This window comes from Motilimonas sp. 1_MG-2023, from assembly GCF_030547455.1.
In the GTDB taxonomy this organism is placed as follows: domain Bacteria; phylum Pseudomonadota; class Gammaproteobacteria; order Enterobacterales; family CBDFNC01; genus Motilimonas.
In genome coordinates, this window is record NZ_JAUOPX010000012.1 from 25,965 (window position 1) to 45,042 (window position 19,078).

At 42.3% G+C, this 19,078-nt stretch carries 20 protein-coding genes and 1 other RNA gene; 6 read left to right on the plus strand and 15 right to left on the minus strand.

All coding sequences use genetic code 11. The features are described from left to right. Positions 1 to 41: 41 nt before the first annotated feature. The 8 genes from Q4519_RS08320 to zapA all read right to left on the minus strand — a co-directional run bounded on the left by Q4519_RS08320 (position 42) and on the right by zapA (position 5,910). Positions 42 to 497, minus strand: a complete 456-nt coding sequence (locus Q4519_RS08320) for a hypothetical protein (protein ID WP_232803467.1) — start codon at positions 495 to 497, stop codon at positions 42 to 44. Positions 498 to 500: 3 nt separating this feature from the next. Continuing rightward, the gene (locus Q4519_RS08325) at positions 501 to 1,508 is read right to left on the minus strand and encodes a PilW family protein (protein ID WP_232803468.1); all 1,008 of its coding nucleotides are present in this window, start codon (positions 1,506 to 1,508) and stop codon (positions 501 to 503) included. Then, on the minus strand, positions 1,501 to 2,085 hold the full coding sequence (gene pilV, locus Q4519_RS08330; protein ID WP_232803469.1) for a type IV pilus modification protein PilV: 585 nt from the start codon (positions 2,083 to 2,085) through the stop codon (positions 1,501 to 1,503). Before pilV ends, Q4519_RS08325 begins: the two co-directional genes overlap by 8 nt. Before the next feature lie 583 nt (positions 2,086 to 2,668). Beyond that, positions 2,669 to 3,898 (minus strand): phosphoglycerate dehydrogenase, encoded by a 1,230-nt coding sequence (serA, locus tag Q4519_RS08335; protein ID WP_232803470.1) that lies wholly within the window; start codon positions 3,896 to 3,898, stop codon positions 2,669 to 2,671. 129 nt (positions 3,899 to 4,027) lie between these two features. Beyond that, positions 4,028 to 4,681 carry a ribose-5-phosphate isomerase RpiA gene (gene rpiA / locus Q4519_RS08340; protein WP_232803471.1) on the minus strand — a complete coding sequence of 218 codons (654 nt, stop codon included), beginning with the start codon at positions 4,679 to 4,681 and terminating at the stop codon, positions 4,028 to 4,030. Positions 4,682 to 4,717: 36 nt separating this feature from the next. Next, positions 4,718 to 5,332 carry a 5-formyltetrahydrofolate cyclo-ligase gene (locus tag Q4519_RS08345; protein ID WP_232803472.1) on the minus strand — a complete coding sequence of 205 codons (615 nt, stop codon included), beginning with the start codon at positions 5,330 to 5,332 and terminating at the stop codon, positions 4,718 to 4,720. Positions 5,333 to 5,389: 57 nt separating this feature from the next. Beyond that, positions 5,390 to 5,573, minus strand: a non-coding RNA gene (gene ssrS, locus Q4519_RS08350) — 6S RNA. 22 nt (positions 5,574 to 5,595) lie between these two features. Continuing rightward, positions 5,596 to 5,910 (minus strand): cell division protein ZapA, encoded by a 315-nt coding sequence (zapA, locus tag Q4519_RS08355; protein ID WP_232803473.1) that lies wholly within the window; start codon positions 5,908 to 5,910, stop codon positions 5,596 to 5,598. A gap of 167 nt (positions 5,911 to 6,077) precedes the next feature. Here zapA and Q4519_RS08360 point away from each other — a divergent pair, with 167 nt between their 5' ends. The 6 genes from Q4519_RS08360 to Q4519_RS08385 all read left to right on the plus strand — a co-directional run bounded on the left by Q4519_RS08360 (position 6,078) and on the right by Q4519_RS08385 (position 12,856). After that, complete coding sequence (locus Q4519_RS08360; protein ID WP_232803474.1) at positions 6,078 to 6,650, plus strand: UPF0149 family protein; 573 nt, start codon at positions 6,078 to 6,080, stop codon at positions 6,648 to 6,650. A 267-nt stretch (positions 6,651 to 6,917) separates the two neighbouring features. After that, complete coding sequence (gene pepP / locus Q4519_RS08365; RefSeq protein WP_303511541.1) at positions 6,918 to 8,225, plus strand: Xaa-Pro aminopeptidase; 1,308 nt, start codon at positions 6,918 to 6,920, stop codon at positions 8,223 to 8,225. A gap of 18 nt (positions 8,226 to 8,243) precedes the next feature. After that, positions 8,244 to 9,452, plus strand: coding sequence for a 2-octaprenyl-6-methoxyphenyl hydroxylase (gene ubiH, locus Q4519_RS08370; protein ID WP_303511543.1), 1,209 nt, complete (start codon positions 8,244 to 8,246; stop codon positions 9,450 to 9,452). Beyond that, positions 9,449 to 10,657 carry an FAD-dependent monooxygenase gene (locus Q4519_RS08375; RefSeq protein WP_336623443.1) on the plus strand — a complete coding sequence of 403 codons (1,209 nt, stop codon included), beginning with the start codon at positions 9,449 to 9,451 and terminating at the stop codon, positions 10,655 to 10,657. The genes ubiH and Q4519_RS08375 overlap by 4 nt, the downstream gene beginning before the upstream one ends. Positions 10,658 to 10,812: 155 nt before the next feature. Continuing rightward, a complete protein-coding gene (gcvH, locus tag Q4519_RS08380; protein ID WP_232803477.1) occupies positions 10,813 to 11,208 on the plus strand; it encodes a glycine cleavage system protein GcvH in 396 nt (131 codons plus the stop codon). Between the two features lie 346 nt (positions 11,209 to 11,554). Further along, a complete protein-coding gene (locus Q4519_RS08385; protein ID WP_303511545.1) occupies positions 11,555 to 12,856 on the plus strand; it encodes a GGDEF domain-containing protein in 1,302 nt (433 codons plus the stop codon). 29 nt (positions 12,857 to 12,885) lie between these two features. On the opposite strand, the gene Q4519_RS08390 is transcribed toward Q4519_RS08385, so the two are convergent. The 7 genes from Q4519_RS08390 to Q4519_RS08420 form a co-directional block, all read right to left on the minus strand. Beyond that, positions 12,886 to 13,746: a TIGR03899 family protein gene (locus Q4519_RS08390; protein ID WP_303511547.1), complete on the minus strand. Its 861-nt coding sequence runs from the start codon at positions 13,744 to 13,746 to the stop codon at positions 12,886 to 12,888. 293 nt (positions 13,747 to 14,039) lie between these two features. Next, entirely contained in the window at positions 14,040 to 14,525 is a 486-nt protein-coding gene (locus Q4519_RS08395) for a DUF3299 domain-containing protein (protein ID WP_232803480.1), read from the minus strand. Between the two features lie 3 nt (positions 14,526 to 14,528). Then, positions 14,529 to 15,785 carry an FtsX-like permease family protein gene (locus tag Q4519_RS08400; protein ID WP_303511550.1) on the minus strand — a complete coding sequence of 419 codons (1,257 nt, stop codon included), beginning with the start codon at positions 15,783 to 15,785 and terminating at the stop codon, positions 14,529 to 14,531. 1 nt (position 15,786) lies between these two features. Continuing rightward, positions 15,787 to 16,497: an ABC transporter ATP-binding protein gene (locus Q4519_RS08405; RefSeq protein WP_303511552.1), complete on the minus strand. Its 711-nt coding sequence runs from the start codon at positions 16,495 to 16,497 to the stop codon at positions 15,787 to 15,789. A gap of 21 nt (positions 16,498 to 16,518) precedes the next feature. Continuing rightward, the gene (locus tag Q4519_RS08410; protein ID WP_303511554.1) at positions 16,519 to 17,250 is read right to left on the minus strand and encodes a DUF2796 domain-containing protein; all 732 of its coding nucleotides are present in this window, start codon (positions 17,248 to 17,250) and stop codon (positions 16,519 to 16,521) included. 64 nt (positions 17,251 to 17,314) lie between these two features. Beyond that, positions 17,315 to 17,599, minus strand: a complete 285-nt coding sequence (locus tag Q4519_RS08415; RefSeq protein WP_303511556.1) for a hypothetical protein — start codon at positions 17,597 to 17,599, stop codon at positions 17,315 to 17,317. A 424-nt stretch (positions 17,600 to 18,023) separates the two neighbouring features. Beyond that, complete coding sequence (locus Q4519_RS08420) at positions 18,024 to 18,926, minus strand: hypothetical protein (RefSeq protein ID WP_303511558.1); 903 nt, start codon at positions 18,924 to 18,926, stop codon at positions 18,024 to 18,026. Between the last annotated feature and the right edge of the window lie 152 nt (positions 18,927 to 19,078).

Sequence of the window (19,078 nt, forward strand, 5' to 3'; positions counted from 1 at the left end):
CGGTAGTATCCGCATCACTTTCCCATCCTAGGAAGGCGTGTTTAGTTTTTAAGTGTTTTTTGTTCTATGCCTAAGCCAGCACTGTTATTTCCTAAGCGACCACTGCCCGTTTTAGCGCGGCCATAATCACGGTTTAATTTTGTGTGCAGATAGCGGCAAGCAAAAATGCCGTCAGAGCTTGGTCTACGGCTGCGTGCACAACTTGGTTGGTCTTGCACTTGTGCGACAGCTGAGCTAACGCCGCTAATGTGGGTTAAGGTGAATTGACTGCCTTTGATGGCGCTAGCAAATTGCAGTGCGCTATCATTTTTGGCTAGTAACTCTTCAATTGCGCCTTCTAGCTGCTGATCCGCATCAATTTTTAATGCCGCGGCGCCTGCCATTTTTAAATCTAAGCTGGCATTTGCCATCAGTAAGGTTGTTAAAGCAGATAGTAAGGCCAGCATTAACATGCTAATAAAGAGTGAAATTCCTCGTTGAGTATGGGGGGTTCTCATAGCTTAAATTCCTTGGCTTAACCATACTGGATTATTAAATGTTACTGAAGTTGAAACTAATAGACGGCGATAATTGTCATTTACCTGAACGGTTTTATCTCCCAGTTGGTAGCTGTTGTTATTTTTATAACCGTGGCTTTGGTCGAGCGCTCTAACCAATACAAACACTTGGGCGCCAATCACCTTATCATTAGGTTGTGCATTGGTTTGAAAGCTGGTCTTACCGGTTGCATTCTCAACGATGTATTGAATCTGCATGTTTTCTATGCCTGATAATAAGACGGGCTCCAATGTCATGCCTGATGTATTTAAAGTTAGCCTGCGTAAATTAGGTGTATTGGTTGAAAGTTGACGATCTAGGTAATAAACATGATGTAGAAATTGCCAGGTTTCACTGTCGTTTAAGGTTGGCACTGAGGGGATGGCAGCATTGCCTTTGAAAATCATCGCTTTAGTATTATTTGCTTGGAAGAAAAAGGGGGCTGTTGCGGTTGTTAAGCCGGCACTAGGCACAGATATTGATTGGCCTAGTAAGCGTTTGATGCTTATTACATCGGTTTCCTTAGTCAGCTGTGTATTGGCGTCATTGTCAATGAGACAATGCATATAGCTTAAACTGCTATTAGCTGGCAGCTCGAATGACCAAAACTGACGATACTGCACACTACTTTTCGGAAAGGAACCATTACCTAAATCATCAAGGCAATCTTTGCTACTTGCTAAATTGGGCACGATTACTTCGTTGCTTTTTACCGCATTGTAACGTGTTACAAGGTTAGCTGTGGCCAATCCCCAAAAGCCAACTTGGCGTAGATCTTGGGTTAATAATTGCAGTGCTACTCTGCCGGTTTCTTGTAGCTCACCCATTTGGTTGGTACTTTGAGCGCCGACTCTTGAGTTTATGAATACTGCAGAGAGGCCTGCGATCAGAAATAGTCCAATAGTGATAGCTATCATCCATTCAATTAAGCCGTAACCAGCTTGATGTTTTTGAGTCGGGGAGTTATGCATCTTTTACTAGTGTCCGTAGTATTAGTTGACGACGCTCATTACTGGATGTGCCACATTTTTTCTCAAAGTTGTTGCTGTCAGTGGCGCCATCAATAAGCGATTGTCTACCAGTCCAACTGATCACAATAAGTACTTTGCCGTTGTTGGTGTCGTAATCAATACAGGCGTCTGCTTGTTTGAGGCCACCAATGGCACGAGTGTCTTGAACGACTTGTTGCCCTTGTAGTAATGCAGCCCAGTGTAAGAGATCTTTCTCTCGCTGCTGAGCTTGCCCACAAGCGGAACATCTTGGGGTTACGATTGATAGAGCTGAGGTTACCACGCTATCAACAGCGTATTGCTCTGGGGAAGAAATTAACTCTTGGCGATTAAGGCGTAGGCGCTCTGCGATATCCATGGCGATGAAGCTAGCGAGTGTTCGTTGATTGGATTCATAGGCAGATTTTTTGGCTATGCCTTGAGAGGCCGCCACGCCAAGCAAACCAGTGGTGAGCACGAATAAAGTGATCATGGTTTCGATTAAGCTAAACCCCTTTTGGGACTTAGTTTGATGTCGGCAGAGGATCATATGGCTCATGTTGAGTTACCTACGACTAAAAATTTAACAAATGAATGAGCGTTCCGCTGCTCGACAAAATCGTCAATTCTTAGCAATCCTTGCTGCGATGTTTTATATCAATAAAAAATTAATAGTTAAAGGAGTATTTTTAAAGTGAGTAAACCAACTAACTAATCTGCTTTTTTGGTTTTTTTTAGCATTTTAATCTGCCTAATGCGTTATTATTAGAAAGCGGTTTTTTTTAATCCGTTTAGGCGGGAAAGGCTTGATTGATAGCGCTATCACTAAATGAAAGGGCTATTTTAAATAGCGTATTAGGTGGTCATAATTTTACAAGATTGTTACATAAATTCATGCTATTCAGTATTTTATGCTGTTTCAATTGGAGAGATATAATTGAGAAGAACGTCTTTTTAATGACTGTTTTGTGAATATTGTGATCTTACTCATCATCACTTTCATCTTGTTTTCGTTTCTGTTTAGAGCAATTAAAAATAATGATAGTTAAAAAACAGAAGGGTAGGATTGATACCGTTAAATTTAGGCCATAAAAAAGGTGGCTAAAGCCACCTTTTCTGAGTCAAAACGCTCGTTGTCAAACTTAGTGTAATACGCGAGCACGTAGTGTGCCTTTAATATTTTTAAGTTTATCAAGTGCGCCTTCACGATCATCACTCGCAACATCGATGACTACGTAACCAATGTTCTCGTTAGTTTGTAGATATTGACCAACGATATTAATACCTTCATCAGAGAAAGCTTGGTTAATTTGGATCATGATGCCAGGAATGTTCTCATGGATATGCAGTAAACGGCTAGTTTTAACGTGCTCTGGTAGCGAAACTTCAGGGAAGTTAACTGCAGACAGTGTTGAGCCGTTATCGGAGTATTTCACTAATTTACCAGCAACTTCGTAACCTATGTTCTCTTGTGCTTCCTGTGTACTACCACCAATGTGCGGGGTTAGGATCACGTTGTCAAAACCGCGAAGAGGCGATACAAACTCGTCGTTATTTGATTTAGGCTCAACTGGGAACACGTCGATCGCAGCACCGAATAGCTTATCTGTTTTCAACGTTTCAACTAGTGCGTCAATATCAACTACGGTACCACGTGATGCATTGATTAAGATTGAGCCTTGCTTCATTTGTGACAGCTCGGTCGCGCCGAACATGAGTTTCGTCGATGCCGTTTCTGGTACATGCAAGCTAACAATATCAGACATAGCTAGCAGCTCTGGTAGGCTGGCAACTTGGGTTGCATTACCGAGCGATAGTTTATTTTCGATGTCGTAGTAGAAAACGTTAAAGCCAAGGTTTTCAGCTAGAATACTTAGCTGTGTACCTATGTGACCGTAACCAATAATGCCCAGTTTTTTGCCACGCGCTTCGTACGAATTATCAGCAGACTTTAGCCATTCGCCGCGATGTGCTTTGGCATTTTTCTCTGGAATACCACGAAGTAGCATTAAAATTTGGCCTAACACCATTTCAGCTACGCTGCGTGTATTTGAAAATGGCGCGTTAAAAACAGGAATACCTTTGATTTGCGCGGCTTTTAAGTCAACTTGGTTAGTTCCAATACAGAAACAACCGATAGCAACAAGCTTTTCAGCTGCGTTGATCACGTCTTCTGTTAAGTTTGAACGAGAACGAATGCCAACGAAATGAACGTCTTTGATCTTTTCTTTCAGATCTTCTTCGCTTAAGGAGGTTTTTAACGCTTCAATGTTAGTGTAACCCGCCGCTCTAAATGTTTCTTCAGCGCTGCTATGTAGTCCTTCTAACAGAAGAATTTTGATTTTTTCCTTGCCTAATGAAAAGGTGGTCATGCTACTTCCCTCGAACCCAAATGTGTCAATTGCTCAAATTTTGTCAATCTTGACAAGATACAATTATTTTAGAAAATTTACTACAAAAAACCCATATGTGGCGCGTTAACACCACTTTTTTTGATCTAATTATAACGTTTTAACGCCATCAGGGCTGCCAACCAGCACTACATCTGCACCTCGTTGGGCAAACAGGCCATTGGTCACAACGCCAACAATGTTGTTAATTTGTTGTTCTAGCTTGATCGGGTCTAGAATTTTTACATTATGCAGGTCAATGATAACGTTACCGTTATCGGTGATTACGCCTTCTCGGTATACGGGATCGCCGCCCAGCTTAACCAATTCGCGTGCTACATAACTACGCGCCATTGGAATCACTTCCACTGGCAATGGAAAATCACCTAATACATCAACGTGTTTAGTGTTATCTACAATGCAAATAAATTTGTCAGCTACCGCTGCCACGATTTTTTCACGGGTTAATGCCGCACCGCCGCCTTTAATCATGTAGTTGTGGGCATTTATTTCATCGGCACCATCTACATAGATGCTCAGGTCGCTCACGTTATTTAGGTCAAATACTTCAATTCCTAATGCTTTTAAGCGTTCAGTTGAGGCTTCAGAGCTGGATACTGCGCCTTTTATGTCATGTTTTATCGTACCTAGGGCATCGATAAAATGATTCACGGTAGAGCCTGTACCAACACCAACAATAGAGCCTTCCTCGACGTATTTTAGTGCAGCCCAACCAGCGGCTTTTTTCATTTCATCTTGTGTCATGCTTATGCTCCGAGAGTACGCTAAAAGAAGCGCGGATTATAGCGTATCATCAGGTTTAAAAACACTCCCCCAAGACCAGATTTTACTGGGGGTGATGACTTCCGGTAGAGGAATGTCCCATGCTTCAATTGGGAGTTTAGGTAAGCATTGTAGATCGTGTGCCAAGCCGATGGTGTAAGGTGATGTGCCGATATTGTTTAAGCTTGCTAAGGTGCGGTCGTAAAAACCGCCGCCCATACCAAGTCGATTACCAAAATGGTCAAACGCCACAAGGGGGGTGAAGATAACATCAAGCTGCTCAATGCTAGTTTTCTGGTTAGAATGAAGGCAAGGCTCAGCAATACCAAACTTGTTAGTTTGCATTGGGCTATTAGCGTGGTAGTGCAAAAACAACAGGTGGCCTTCATTGATTGGATCAAGTACCGGCAAATATGTTTTGATGCCTTGTTGCCAGCACCATTCTATTAATGGCTGTGGACAAAGTTCACCGTCGTTAGCCAGATAAAGGGCGACCTTTTTGGCTTGGTTTAGCTTGGGGTGCTGAGTTAATTGTTGCTTGAGCTGATGACTGTAATCATGTTGTTGCTGGTGGCTAAGTTGACGCCTAAGTTGGCGAACATCTTGTCTAATTTGATGACGGGTTTTCTGCATGACGAAAAGTCCGTATGGCCTGTTGCATAAGCTCATTGTATGTATGGGCCTATAAGTGGAGTACCCAGGGTGCCGTTACACGGTATAAGCCCTTGAACCCGACGGCTCAAGGTGGTGATTTTGTTATTACCGTAGGCTTCTCAGTACATGCTGAGCCTGCGCAATAGTAGCAAGCAAAATCCCCGGTGTTGTAATTATCGGCTCAGGGACGTCACCGTATTGACAAACACCCCAGGAATTAAAATTGTATTGTTGTGCGAGACTTACTTCTCGTTAGAGCTGACGCCTTTTTCGATCAACGCATTTTCAATGGTACTTTGTAACATTTGAATACGCTGAGCCATGGTATCAGCATACTCATTGTTTTTCGCTTGTTCTAATTTTAGTTCATGGCAAAAGTTTAATGCGGCCATGACTGCAAGTTGTTCACTTTTAGCTATTTTAGTGCGCTGTTTTAGGTCAGCAATTTTCTCATTCAATATTTCTGCTGCGCCAAGCAACGCATCTTCTTGTCCTTGGGGACAAGCCATTTTATAACATTTGCCTAAAATATTGATCTCGACAGCCGATTGGCTCATCACTGAACTCCGAACACAAGAATTAACCGAACATCTGTTTCAGATGTCTAACTGCTGCGACTATAAAGGCCAACGGGTGAACTTTCAAGTCCTAGCTAGCGCCAACAGTAAGGCAATGTTAGGATTTAAGGTAATATATTAATTTTAATTGTGAGTTTAGGTTAACCATGGATAAAAACACATTGCCGGATTTTGATGAAGTTACCCGTATCTTCGAATCTGCGTCATTAATGGTAGGCGCGGCGGAAGTTCATGGTGTATTAGCGGGACTTGTTTGCGCAGGTGTAAAGCTTGATGCGACCAGTTGGGAAGCGCCATTTAATGATTTAATCAATGAAGGATTGGGTTTACCTGCTGAACCTAAGAAAGTGGCTACGCAGCTTTATTCTGCTATTTGTGAGCAACTTACAGACGGTAACATGGCGTTTACCTTATTGCTTCCAGATGATGAGCAACCCCTTGATGAGCGAGCGGAAGCAATGGCGCAGTGGGCGCAAAGTTTTCTCGTGGGCTTTGGCATTATGCAATCTAAATTAAATAAAGCGCCTGAAAATATTCAAGAGTTGATTACCGATATTCGTGACATTTCACAAGTCTCCCTCGATTTTGAACAAGAAGATGAAGAAAGTGAGCTGGCCTTCAATGAAGTTGTTGAGTATTTACGTATTGCTGCTCTTCTGTGTTTTAACGAATTTGCGCAACCCCTCACTACGACGAATGATAAGCCTACGCTGCACTAAGCTTATGCTTATTGATTATCTTTAAGCTCACGCTTATTGATCGTCTTTAAGCTCACGCTTATTGATTATCTTTAAGCTCACGCTTATTGATCGTCTTTAAGCTCACGCTTATTGATTGTCTTTAAGCTCGCGCTTATTGATTGTCTTTAAGCTCGCGCTTATTGATTGTCTTTAAGCTCGCGCTTATTGATTGTCTTTAAGCTCACGCTTATTGATTAACGCTAAGTAAGCCTTAACCATTAATTTTTTTTAACATAGGTTATTTAAATGCAATCTGAATTTCATCTACGCCAGTCAGCATTCGGCGAGTTGATGCTAGACAACAGTGCTGCGATTTTTGTCGCAGCAAACGAGCAAACACGTAGTCGTGATACGGAGTACCGTTTTCGCCAAGACAGTGATTTTTATTATTTAACGGGCTTTAACGAACCCGATGCATGGTTAGTATTGGTAAAAAAAGATAATCAATTAACGCGTACCTTGTTCTGTCGCCCAAAAGATACTTTGGCTGAAATTTGGCACGGTCGACGTTTAGGTGCAGAAGCAGCTATTAATACGTTGGCGATTGATCAAGCATTTGAATTAACCTCGTTAGATGAACAATTAATCGAGTTGTTGAATCAGCGTGATAGTTTATATTTTGTGCTTAACCAGTATCCTGCCGCTGAGGCCACGGTACAACAAACCCTAACACGTCTGCGCCAAGGGGGGCGTCAAGGTTGGCGTGAACCGCGCCAAATTATTGATTGGCGTCCGCAACTACATGAAATGCGCTTGTTTAAATCAGCTGCTGAGATTGAACTAATGCGTAAAGCGGCAGATATTTCTGTTGCGGGTCATATTCGAGCGATGAAAGAATGCCGTGTTGGCGCTTGGGAATACCAGCTTGAAGCCGGTATTTTACACGAGTTTGCGATGCACGGTGCGCGCGACGCAGCCTATAGCACTATTGTTGGTGGTGGCGAAAATGCCTGTATTTTACATTACACCGAAAATGAATCGCAGCTGGTGGACGGTGAGTTAGTTCTCATTGATGCTGGCGCTGAGTATGCGGGGTACGCGGGTGACATTACACGTACGTTTCCTGTTAATGGCAAGTTCAGCTCAGAACAAAAAGCGATTTATCAATTAGTGCTTGACGCACAAGAAGCTGCGCTGGCGGCATTAGGTCCAGGTAAATCTATTAAGCAAGCTAATGATATTGTTTTAAATATCATGGTTTCTGGTTTGCTTGAGTTAGGTATAATGCAAGGTGAAGTCGAGCAGTTAATAGAAGAACAAGCATATAAAGCTTTTTATATGCACGGACTCTCCCACTGGTTAGGGTTAGATGTACATGACGTGGGCGATTATCAATCTGTTGACCGTTCACGTTTACTCGCGCCTGGCATGGTGATTACCGTTGAGCCCGGTTTGTATATTTCATCGTCTGCGGATGTCGATCCTAAGTGGCACGGTATCGGCGTTCGTATCGAAGACGATATTGTTATCACGCAGCAAGGCATTGATAACTTAACGGCTGCGGCGCCTAAGTCCATTGCCGATATCGAGGCGTTAATGGCGCAATCTAAATAATAAGAAGTGAAGAGGCACATGGTTGAGACCAATGCGACGCTAGATGTTGATTTAATCATAGTAGGAGGGGGCATGGTGGGAGCCTCCTTTGCTTGTGCGGTGGCTTATTTAGCGCCGCATCTTAATATTGCATTAGTGGATGCGGTCGCTGCAAACCAAAATACGCACCCTGGCTTTGATAGTCGAGCCATTGCGTTGTCGTATGGTTCGGCACAGCTACTACAACAAATAGGTCTTTGGTCTGAGTTTTCATTGCAAACCACACCTATCACTCATATTCATGTTTCAGATCGCGGCCATTCAGGCTTAGTTCACTTAAGTGCGAAACAAGAGCAGCTTGACGCGTTGGGCTATGTTATTGAGCTTATCAATGCGGGTGACATTCTCAATAAGCGTTTATCCAATTTGCCAAACTTAACTTGGATCCGTCCTGATAGCGTTGTCGACATTGTGCAATACCAGCAATGTGTCACTGCTACCTTAGCTTCGGGGCTGCAATTACAAGCTCAGTTATTGGTGGGGGCCGATGGCGGTCACAGCCGTTGTCGCCAATTACTTAAATTGCAGCAACAAACGGATGATTACGGTACTAGCGCTATTATTGCCAATGTTCTGACCAGTGAGTTGCATCAAGGTCGTGCCTTTGAGCGATTTACTGATGCAGGACCTTTGGCGTTATTGCCTATGTCTGATAACCGTAGCGCATTGGTTTGGTCGGTGCATAATCATCAGCTTGAGCCGTTAATGGCTTTATCTGATACTGATTTTAGCGCCGCTTTACAGCAACAATTTGGTTTCCGTTTAGGTGTTTTTACGCGAGTAGGCTCTCGCACCGCCTATCCGTTATCTCTCACTCAGTCCCCCATGCCGGTCAGTCACCGTTGCGTGTTAATTGGTAATGCCGCTCATACTTTACACCCTGTTGCAGGACAAGGTTATAATCTCGGCCTGCGTGATTTGTTCGTTCTCGCTAAGACCATAGCCCAAACTTCTGATATTGGAGCGTTTACAACACTTGATCACTATTGGCAGCAACGGGAAGCAGATCATCAACGAACCATTTTTATGACCGATTTATTAGCTCGTACATTTGCAAATAACTATTGGCCTTTAGCCAAGGCTCGAAATAGTGCGTTACATTTAATGGATACCTTTGACACTTTAAAGCAACCCTTAAGCTACCAAGCCTTGGGCCATTTTGAACTTTTTCAGGCGAAACCTTTATGATCCAGTCTTTTGATCTTGTTATTGTTGGTGGCGGTATGGTCGGGTTGACATTGGCCCGAGCACTACATGATGTACCCATTAAAATTGCGGTAATAGAGGGGCGTGAGATCGAGCTAGAATTTAGTGAGATAGCAGACAACCGTGTTAGTGCGATTAATGCCGCCAGCCAAACCGTGTTAGAAAAACTGGGAGTTTGGTCAAACTTAAACCTTTTACGAAGCCAGGCATATGAACAAATGCAGGTTTGGGATCAAGATAGCTTTGGGCAATTACAGTTTTCAGCCCAACAAAATCGGACTGCAAATCTAGGTCATATCATTGAAAACCGTAATTTACAGCTGGCATTACTTCATACCTTAGAAAGGCAAGAAAATGTGCAAATATTTTGTCCTCAGCGTATTGCCCAGTTAGCTTTGGGAGAAGGTGAAGCTTGGATCACCCTAGATAATGGCCATGCTTTGACCAGTAAATTGGTGGTTGGTGCTGATGGGGCAGAATCTTGGGTACGTAAGCAAGCGGCTATTCCGCTGACCTTTCGTGATTATCAACATCATGCGTTGGTGGCGACGATAGCGACTACCGAATGGCATCAAAATACAGCTTGGCAAATTTTTAAACCTGAGGGGCCGCTGGCTTTTTTACCGCTGTTTAATCCACACCATTGTTCGATAGTTTGGTCAACTAGCCCAGAGCAAGCATCAAAGTTGATGGCATTACCTGATGACGAATTTAATAAGCAGCTTGCGATGGCATTTGATAACCGATTAGGTTTATGTCGGGTACAAGGTGAGCGCCATAGTGTGCCGCTACGAATGCGTTATGCGCGAGACTTTGCCAAACATCGCGTGGCCTTAATTGGTGATGCCGCGCACACCATTCATCCCCTTGCAGGGCAAGGCGTTAACTTAGGTTTAATGGACGCGGCGGCATTGGCACAGGAAATTAAGAAAAACGTAACCCTCGGTTTAGATATTGGTCAGTTGCCACAGTTACGGGGTTATGAGCGCTGGCGTAAAAGTCAGGCAATGGAAATGATTGTTGCAATGGAAGGGTTAAAGCAAGGCTTTAGTGGTAATCATCCGTTGAAAAAATTAATCCGAGATGTCGGTTTGAGCCTATTGAATAATGCTCCTTTAGTGAAAAAGACCTTACTTAAGCAAGCCATGGGGTTAGCGGGTGAACTGCCAGATTTAGCCCGTCAGTAGTGTACTAAGTTTGATCGTTATTTTTTTATTTAAACTTTAAAAATCAATACGAAATCACCTTGCAGTTAAGTGTTATTTGGCTACGCTGTGTAAGTGATAACGCATTCGTTAATGACCTGTTTTTTATCAAGGCCTATTTTATTGGGAGAGTAAAAATGAGCCAATTGCCAAGTGATTTAAGATATACCGATACTCACCTTTGGGTTAGAAATGAAGGTGATGGTATTTATACCATAGGCATTACTGATCATGGCCAAAGCCAATTAGGAAATATATACAATATAGAACAACCCAATGTTGGTGATGAGTTAGATGCCGGCGATGAATGTTTTGTCATCGATGCTGAAAAAACGACGGTTGAAATATACTCCCCGTTGAGTGGTGAAATTGCTGAGCTGAATGAAGAACTTGCTGATTCACCTAGTTTAGTAAATGCCGATCCTTATGATGATGGTTGGGTGCTACAAGTTAGAGCGTCTGATGATACGGAATTTGAAAGTTTGTTAGATGCTGACGACTACCTTGAAGGAATCTTGGAAGAAGAGGAATAAATTATTTTTCAGTGTGTTAGTAGCTGTCTTGCGTTAGCGCACTGAACGGGAAATCATTTTTTCCAATTGGGTTAACCGTGTTGGTGTGGTTTAGCACTGCTTCATAAAGCTTATTATCTTAACTAATTGCCTGCTACTTATTTGACGACCTTAGATTAGCTTATTGAAATAGCTCTCAGTTTTTTATTTCTGTTTTTGTATAGTTAAAATTGTCAATTATATGTTGTTTAATTTATTTGACCCTTGTCTAGTGTAACTGAGATGATGAGTTGGGCACTTTTGCCAAATAAGATTAATCATTTAAGTTAACTTTTTATTGGGTAGCTTATTAACTATGGAGCGTGCTATGCAGTCAAGGTCTTTAAGTACAGGCTTATTGTTTTTGGTACTCTTTTCAGTGGTTTTGCTGTTTGCCTATCAACATAGTTTTAATACTAGCTTGGTGATTAATTCAGAATCTGATTATGGGTTCAAAGCGATTACTGATGAATCCCAAGGTGGTAAAACAACCGCAACTTTAACCCGAACACCGCAAGGAATGGTACTTGAGTGTAACATCGTAAAGGCTTATGCATGGCCTTTTTGTGAACTAGCGATTAAGCTTTCCGAAATATCAGAAGGTATTGATATCTCTAAGTATAATACTGTTTCTCTTGATGTTCGCTATGAAGGTGAAGGCTCGCAACGTATCCGCTTCTATATTCGTAACTTTCACCCTACTTACAGTGATATTCATAACGATACGACTATGAAGGTGAATGAGATCGAATATGAGCCTAATTTATATGCGTCAGAAGTGAAAATACCCCTTAAAAACTTTCAGGTTGCATCATGGTGGATTTCAGAACATAGCATTCCACTAGAGCATTTTGCACCTGATTTTACTAATGTTGCGGTGTTAGAGGTAGCAACGGGTAGCCTTATTTCTGAAGGTCCGGTTAAGATTGTCGTGGAAGAAATAAGATTTGACGGTAAGTTAATCCCTGAAACTGTCTTCTTAACCGGGATTATCGGAATATGGATTGCATTTGCGCTTATTTATCTCCTCTCTGATTTAAGGCGTCTTAAAGGGGATCTGTCTAGTACGAGACAGAAGGCCGTTGAACTGGAATCACTCACTGAAGCGTTAAAGCTAGAAAGTAAAAAATTTGAAACCATGGCTAAGCGAGATCCCTTAACAGGTGCTAGAAATAGAGCAGGCATTCGAGATTCACTGTTTGAGCAAGTTCAATTGGTATATCTGCAGCGAACACCATTATCAATAGTGTTTATGGATATTGACCATTTCAAGCAAATTAATGATGTACATGGCCATGATATCGGTGACGAAGTACTGAAAGCATTTGCTGGCTTAGTCACAGGACAAACTCGCCAAGGCGATAGCTTGGTTCGCTGGGGAGGAGAAGAGTTTCTATTGGTTTGTCCTAATACTGAGCTTAATCATGCGGCTCAACTTGCTGAAAATATTAGATCCTTATTAGAAGTGTCAGAATGGCCTGATGGGGTTAAAGTCACTTGTAGTTTTGGTGTTACCCAGATGGGACAGGAAAGTACAGGGGAATTTATCGCGCGTGCCGATGAAGCTTTATACAAGGCTAAATCCAAAGGCCGAAACAGAGTGGTTAGCTTTCACCCCCCTAAAGAATAGTGTTCATTTTAAGGCTTGGGCTTTTTCGCTCAAGCCTTACTTTTAATCGAGCTTGTTACTTGAAACTCTCTTTCTAGCATTAAAGTAAGTTCCTCTACATACTCAACTAATGCATCATTACTGATCAGTTTACTGAGCTCATTTCCTACTTGGGTAAACTTATAGTAATACAGCTTTAGACGTTTACCGTTAGGCACTAAACTAATAGGTAAGTCATGATAATTAATATTAAGAGGCTGGCCTGGACTCATTTCTCCTGATTCTAATTCACTTTGATAAATTAAGCCTAAGTCAGCCATTAACATGAGGTTAGAATAGGGGAAGCGGAATTTACCTAACGATAGCTTTTGACTATGAAGTGGCGTAAAAAGTTGGAATGAGCTAGGTAAGCGAACATAGCCGGTGATTATTTTACGCGCTGGGTCGCCTGAAAATGTTGAGCTGAGCTGACACAGCTTTTGAAAAATAATGGCTTCTCGGTTAGTCATTTGCTTGAGTGTTTCGAGAGCCCGCACTGAGTAGCTCGCTGGACTGGTAATTTCTTGAGCTAATATTTTTCCCCATAATGTTTGCATATTTTTGCTGCTAATGGTTTCAGCTAGCCGCAAATAAGCTGTCATCCAATCGGGGTCAACCTCTCTCGCAGCATCATCTTCACCACACTCTGAATGAGTCGCTAACATGATTTGTTCGAGGTTGTGCTGCTTTTGTGACAGCTCTAAGGCCATGCGTTTTTTGGCTCTCGCTAGTACTGTTGTGTTTGCAACATTTGTGAGACTGCCTTCAATCCCGTATTGTCGAGCCAATGCTAAGGTTTTATGTTTACTATTAAAGAGCTGCTTCTCCGATTTTTCACTTAGTTTATCAAGGGAGCTTTTTGCGTCAGCCATGCCCTTTCCTCGTTTGTTATCATTATGTTAAACAATAGCGGTTGCGCATTGTTGCTAAAATGTTAAAATTATTAACAGGTAAAGCTAGCGTTTGTTATCCAATGTAGATAGACAGGCTCTAAAGGAGAATGGCATGATTATTTTGAAAAAGAAAGTATGGAATATTCTGTTAGGTGTCGGCTATTTAGTGGGGCTGGTCGCGTTGGCCGCTTATATCTATTAATTTTATTGTCATTCTGCTCGTTATTCTGATTGGCGATAGCGTTTATTTAGCTATCACCAATCAGTAAGTGTTATTCTTCGTAAACCTCAACTTTAATGCCTTCCATAGTGTATCCAACCGTAGCTAGATCATTACTCATGGTTTCAGCTTTAATGGTTCCTTCAACCCAAACGGCTCCCCAAACATCATCAACAGGGGCTCCTTTTGGATATTTTACGTAGATGATTTGGTTTGGTGGTGGGGGTGGCACGTGAATACAAGCGCCAAAATAAGGCACTAAAAAGAATTCCGTGATGTTATTCTCATCACCCTCTAAGGGCACCACGAAGCCGGGAAGGCGGATTGTTTTGCTGTTAAGATCGCTGCGAACATTCACTTCCTGACTCTGAGGTTGATTAGCTACGCTACCGTCATGGTTGAGCTCAGCAGCTTTGGCTTGTGCAATACGTTCCGCTTCGGGCAGTAACTCTTCCCATTCCATAGTGACAACTTCAGCATGAACAAGCATGGGTAAAGTAACTATCGTGCTTAAGAGTATGCGTTTTAAGTATTTCATTTTTTATATCCTAATAGTCATGCCATCAGCAAGAGACATGCGGTACGCGCGCCATGCAGGTATTAAACCTATTACAAAACCTGATATTACCACGATAGATAATAAAATAAGTTCATAATGGGTTAAAGCCGATAACCTTACATATATACCAAACATATCCATAGCAATAGGTCTTATCAGCAAAATTAATGCATACAATAAGCCGACACCGGTTAAGGCTCCAGCCAATGCGAGCACGCCCGCTTCTGAAATAAGCAAGCTAAATATATGACTAGGTCTTGCGCCGACCGAGCGTAAGATAGCCATTTCGCGACGACGTTCATTTAAGCTAGTGAGTAGGGTGGTTAGCATGCCTAATAAACCAGATACCACGACAAAACCGGATACCACTAACAAGGCATTTTCGGCCATATTCATCGTGCTCCATAATTCTTGCAGCGCAACACCTGGAAGTACGGCCATGATGGCTTCTTGTTGGTATTCATTAATTTTACGTTGTAATGCAAAGGTATGCATTTTGGACTTTAAACCAACGATAAATGCCGTTATGACCTCTGGCTCAAGTGTTACTTGATCTAATTGCTCTGCTTGTAATTTGCCACCTCTTGGTGCGCCATTTTGCCAGCCAAAATGAATCGCTTCAATGCCTGCTAAAGATACATGTACCGTACGGTCAACAGGGGTCCCTGTGGGGTCAAGAATCCCCACAACTTTAAAGGGCAAGTTGTCGTGTTTAGTAAAAGACACATCACTGCTGCCGTGAGCAATAACTATTTTTTGACCAAGTTGGTAGTTAAGCTTTTTAGCCACTTCGGCACCAAGCACAGCTTCAATGGGGCCGTCAAAAGACTGGCCTTGATTAAAGCTTAAATTTTGTTTCTGACCAAATCGGTAATGTTTAAAGTAGTCGGGGGTGGTACCTAGAACACGAAAGCCTCGATGTGAATCACCTAGGGAAAAAGGGACGCTCCATTTTACGGCTTTATCATTGGCAATTTCTTGATAGGTTTGCCAAGAAATATTATTGGTGGCATTGCCAATTCTGAATACAGAATAGAGTAACAGTTGTACTTGTCCGGTACGTGCGCCAACTATTAAATCGGTGCCTGATAACGTGTTAGCAAAGTTTTCTTTGGTCTGTGTTCTAACTCGCTCGACTCCGAGTAGCAAGGTGACACTAAGCGCAATTGCAAACACCGTTAAAATGGCTGTGCCACGGCGATTGTATAAACTTTTGAGCGCTAATTTAGCAATGGCCATATTATGCTCCTGTTTGAGTAGCTTTGTTGAGTGTTGGCAAGTCTATTTGATGGTCAAACAAGCCTTGTAAGCTGGCATCGTGACTGACAAAAATTAAACTAATATCCGTTTCAACACATTCGTTAAACAATAACTTGATAAAAGATTCTCTGGCGTCGGTATCAAGAGATGAGGTGGGCTCATCTGCAATAATAAATTCCGGCTTACCAATTAATGCTCTCGCTGCTGCCACCCGTTGTTGCTGGCCGATACTGAGTTCAGTTACTTGGCGATGAATTAACTTATTTGGTATTTCAAGATGACTCAGTAAGCGTTTTGCCTCTTGCTCTAATGAGCCGGAGCTGGCCAATGCTTTGTCCTTTCGTGCTTTGGAAAAGAAACATGGTAGCGTTACATTTTCAATCACACTCAAGTAAGGCAGTAGATTAAACTGCTGAAAAATATAACCTAAATGATCAGCTCTAAAGTGATCTTTTTGGCTCCCTTTCAGCGCTGTCAGCTCTTTACCCAACATCGAGATGGTTCCGCTATAGGGTTGGTTAATCCCTGTCATTAGGCCTAGTAGTGTGGATTTTCCACAACCACTGGGCCCTTTCAAAAATACTTTATCACCTTTGTTAATACTAAGGTGATCTATCTCAATAGTGAGCGGTTGGCTTTTCAGCCAACCGAACTTGAGATCCTGAATAGTTAAAATAGGTAATTTATTCATGGATACTGAGCTGATGCTCCCTTACCAAGTTAATGAGTGATCTTTCGGCGTCAGAGTTTTAGCCATTTGTTGACTGTTGATGATACCTTGGATTTGCACTTTTTCGGTTAATGAGAAATGGTCAAATAAACTAAAAGAAAGAGATGATATTTCGTCAGGGTTAGCACATTCAAAGTGATAGCTTACAGTGACGTCAGAGTGAGCATCCTGATGCTCGTCTTCATGATGTTTATCGTCATGATGTTCGCCGTCATGATGCTCGCTGTCATGATGCTCGCCGTCATGATGTTCGCCGTCATGATGTTCGTCGTCATGATGCTCGCTGTCGTGATGTTCGTCGTCATGATGCTCGCTGTCGTGATGTTCGTCGTCATGATGCTTGTCGTTATGCTTCTCTGGGCTTAGGTTCATCGTGAAAAGTTCACTGTCGATATTGTGCTCTGTCACTTTACAACCTGCCGCGTCGGGTAAGACTAGAATATGCTTTGGTTGTGCGAGTAGAGATGCCACTTCAGCCAGTTTCTGCTTTTGCTCGTCATTTTTCGCCTGATGTTCAAAACCGAGTAAATTGGCCGCGGGCGACATCCAGTCAAAAGCGAGCTCATTACCTTCGAGCACTAAATCAATGTTAGCTGCGCCATGCTCGTGACTGCCGTGGGCACGGTGTTCATGATCGTCCGCCAATACGTGACTACTGATGCAGGCTAATGCGACAAAACTTAATGAACCGATTTTTTTTAAACGAAATTGCATGTTAAACACCTTAATAAATGGTTTTCATAGTATGTAATAGATAAAAGCATTGATGATATTACGTTTAATAAGGTGGTGCGCGTGGGCCTGCTGCATAAAAGGGTCTAGAAGACGCGGTGGCAGGTATTCGAGTGATATACAATAACAGGGTGATGGCCACGAGTGAAATGGCTATCGGTAAATTAGCTGAAGTATATTGTTTTGCATGAATGCAAAGTGCACAAGAAGCATCATTTAATGTGTTGATTTCACTTAAATGGTCGTGTTGCCAGTGCAACGCAAGTACCCCTTGGCCAAGCAGCCAAAGGGTTAAACAAAGCATAGATAACACACGCTGAGACGACGGCAAAAAAGTCCCTACAAAGCTAAATAACAAACGAGTGTTATGTTATATCAACCTGTCTGAAGTTTTTACTATTTATTCGACCTTTTTATCCAACCACTAGGGTCTGTTGATCTTTGATGGTTAATTTTCGTTCGAGAGGGGAGACTTTGTCTAAAAGCGTTTTGAGCAAGGCGAGCTGTGTGTCGCTTAGCATTCTAAGTAAATACTGCTCAACGATGGGCAAAACGCTTTTGGCCGAATCCGTAGGACAGCGTTTGTTGGTCATTTCTACCGCGTTAGCACCTTTTCGCGTAGTTCACTATGCCACAAAGGTGCTGGCCACAACGTTTTGTATATATCCCCAACAAATTGCTGCAAAAATCAGGACAAAAGTTCAACAGACCCTAGTAAACAGCGGATTATCAATTTGGGCCTGTATTACAGAGCGCTAATACAACGGTTCACTGACCATGGGAGTTTGTGTGGTCATCATTTCTTTTAATAGTGCTGGTGAGCCAGTTAATAAGGTGTGTTCATTATTATCTATCACTACTGGTGTGCCACTTGCACCACTACGGGCTTCAATGGTCAACCAAGCGGGTGAAGCACTGCCATTGCTGTTAGCGGGATAAACCAGAAACATACGGTAATCTGGCGCAATCTGGCTAATCAAGGTTGCCAATAGTAACGCGCGTTCATCGCTGTCAGCCACGTTTTCTAATAACACGGTGAGCGGAGGGGAAAAGCGGTCATGGTGCTCCTCAGCATTAGGAATATTGAGTAACCAACTCTGCGCATTTTGAATTGAGATCGATGCGCCTTCATGGGATCTTAACTGCTCGGCTAAGCCGCTAAATGACTGGCGATAGCTGTAAAATATCTGTGAGTAATTTGGCCTAATGCAAGGGCCATCTACCTCATTTTGCGTCAAGCAAGGGCTAACTCTTAAAAGATTAAAGGCGTCATCTTGGTATTGATAATAAGCTTGCCAAAACAGAGTTGATTCTGGGCTGGTATCCTTGACAGAAAAAGCATGTTCGATACTAACAAATTTTGTCGCATGTTCGGGCGATACTGAATTTATGCTATCTAGTACATGCATCAGCCGTGGACCAATATAACCATGTAAGGCTCGGATAGGGGCGTTGAGGGTAAAATTAATTTTTTGTTGGTCTTGCACTCCTTGCTTCACCTGATTGCGGGTAAATAAGGCTTGCACTACTTGTTGTTTCCCTGATTCATTCTGCCAAAACCAATCCAGTTTTAACGTCGCTCCGTCATTTTCTTGGGGAAGAACAGCATACGCCTGAGTGGATATTAGCAGTGTTAGCAAAGTTAAAAGTTGTTTCATCATATCCACCTTATAAAACTTACCCTGCTTTAACAAATAGGACAAAAACTCGATCTAGATCAAATTTTTTATTGTGTTTTTTTCTAAGTAAATGGAATAAATTTTGCTTTATAAAATGGCTTCTAGCGCGAATAAAGTTACTAACAAAAGAG

Coding starts and splice junctions, on each gene's coding strand:
- Q4519_RS08400 (WP_303511550.1), bottom strand. CDS start 15,785: ATGGCCATTGCTAAATTAGCGCTCAAAAGTTTATACAATCGCCGTGGC.
- Q4519_RS08325 (WP_232803468.1), bottom strand. CDS start 1,508: ATGCATAACTCCCCGACTCAAAAACATCAAGCTGGTTACGGCTTAATT.
- Q4519_RS08360 (WP_232803474.1), top strand. CDS start 6,078: ATGGATAAAAACACATTGCCGGATTTTGATGAAGTTACCCGTATCTTC.
- Q4519_RS08345 (WP_232803472.1), bottom strand. CDS start 5,332: ATGCAGAAAACCCGTCATCAAATTAGACAAGATGTTCGCCAACTTAGG.
- Q4519_RS08375 (WP_336623443.1), top strand. CDS start 9,449: ATGATCCAGTCTTTTGATCTTGTTATTGTTGGTGGCGGTATGGTCGGG.
- Q4519_RS08405 (WP_303511552.1), bottom strand. CDS start 16,497: ATGAATAAATTACCTATTTTAACTATTCAGGATCTCAAGTTCGGTTGG.
- gcvH (WP_232803477.1), top strand. CDS start 10,813: ATGAGCCAATTGCCAAGTGATTTAAGATATACCGATACTCACCTTTGG.
- Q4519_RS08390 (WP_303511547.1), bottom strand. CDS start 13,746: ATGGCTGACGCAAAAAGCTCCCTTGATAAACTAAGTGAAAAATCGGAG.
- serA (WP_232803470.1), bottom strand. CDS start 3,898: ATGACCACCTTTTCATTAGGCAAGGAAAAAATCAAAATTCTTCTGTTA.
- zapA (WP_232803473.1), bottom strand. CDS start 5,910: ATGAGCCAATCGGCTGTCGAGATCAATATTTTAGGCAAATGTTATAAA.
- rpiA (WP_232803471.1), bottom strand. CDS start 4,681: ATGACACAAGATGAAATGAAAAAAGCCGCTGGTTGGGCTGCACTAAAA.
- Q4519_RS08320 (WP_232803467.1), bottom strand. CDS start 497: ATGAGAACCCCCCATACTCAACGAGGAATTTCACTCTTTATTAGCATG.
- pilV (WP_232803469.1), bottom strand. CDS start 2,085: ATGAGCCATATGATCCTCTGCCGACATCAAACTAAGTCCCAAAAGGGG.
- Q4519_RS08385 (WP_303511545.1), top strand. CDS start 11,555: ATGCAGTCAAGGTCTTTAAGTACAGGCTTATTGTTTTTGGTACTCTTT.
- Q4519_RS08410 (WP_303511554.1), bottom strand. CDS start 17,250: ATGCAATTTCGTTTAAAAAAAATCGGTTCATTAAGTTTTGTCGCATTA.
- ubiH (WP_303511543.1), top strand. CDS start 8,244: ATGGTTGAGACCAATGCGACGCTAGATGTTGATTTAATCATAGTAGGA.
- Q4519_RS08395 (WP_232803480.1), bottom strand. CDS start 14,525: ATGAAATACTTAAAACGCATACTCTTAAGCACGATAGTTACTTTACCC.
- pepP (WP_303511541.1), top strand. CDS start 6,918: ATGCAATCTGAATTTCATCTACGCCAGTCAGCATTCGGCGAGTTGATG.
- Q4519_RS08420 (WP_303511558.1), bottom strand. CDS start 18,926: ATGAAACAACTTTTAACTTTGCTAACACTGCTAATATCCACTCAGGCG.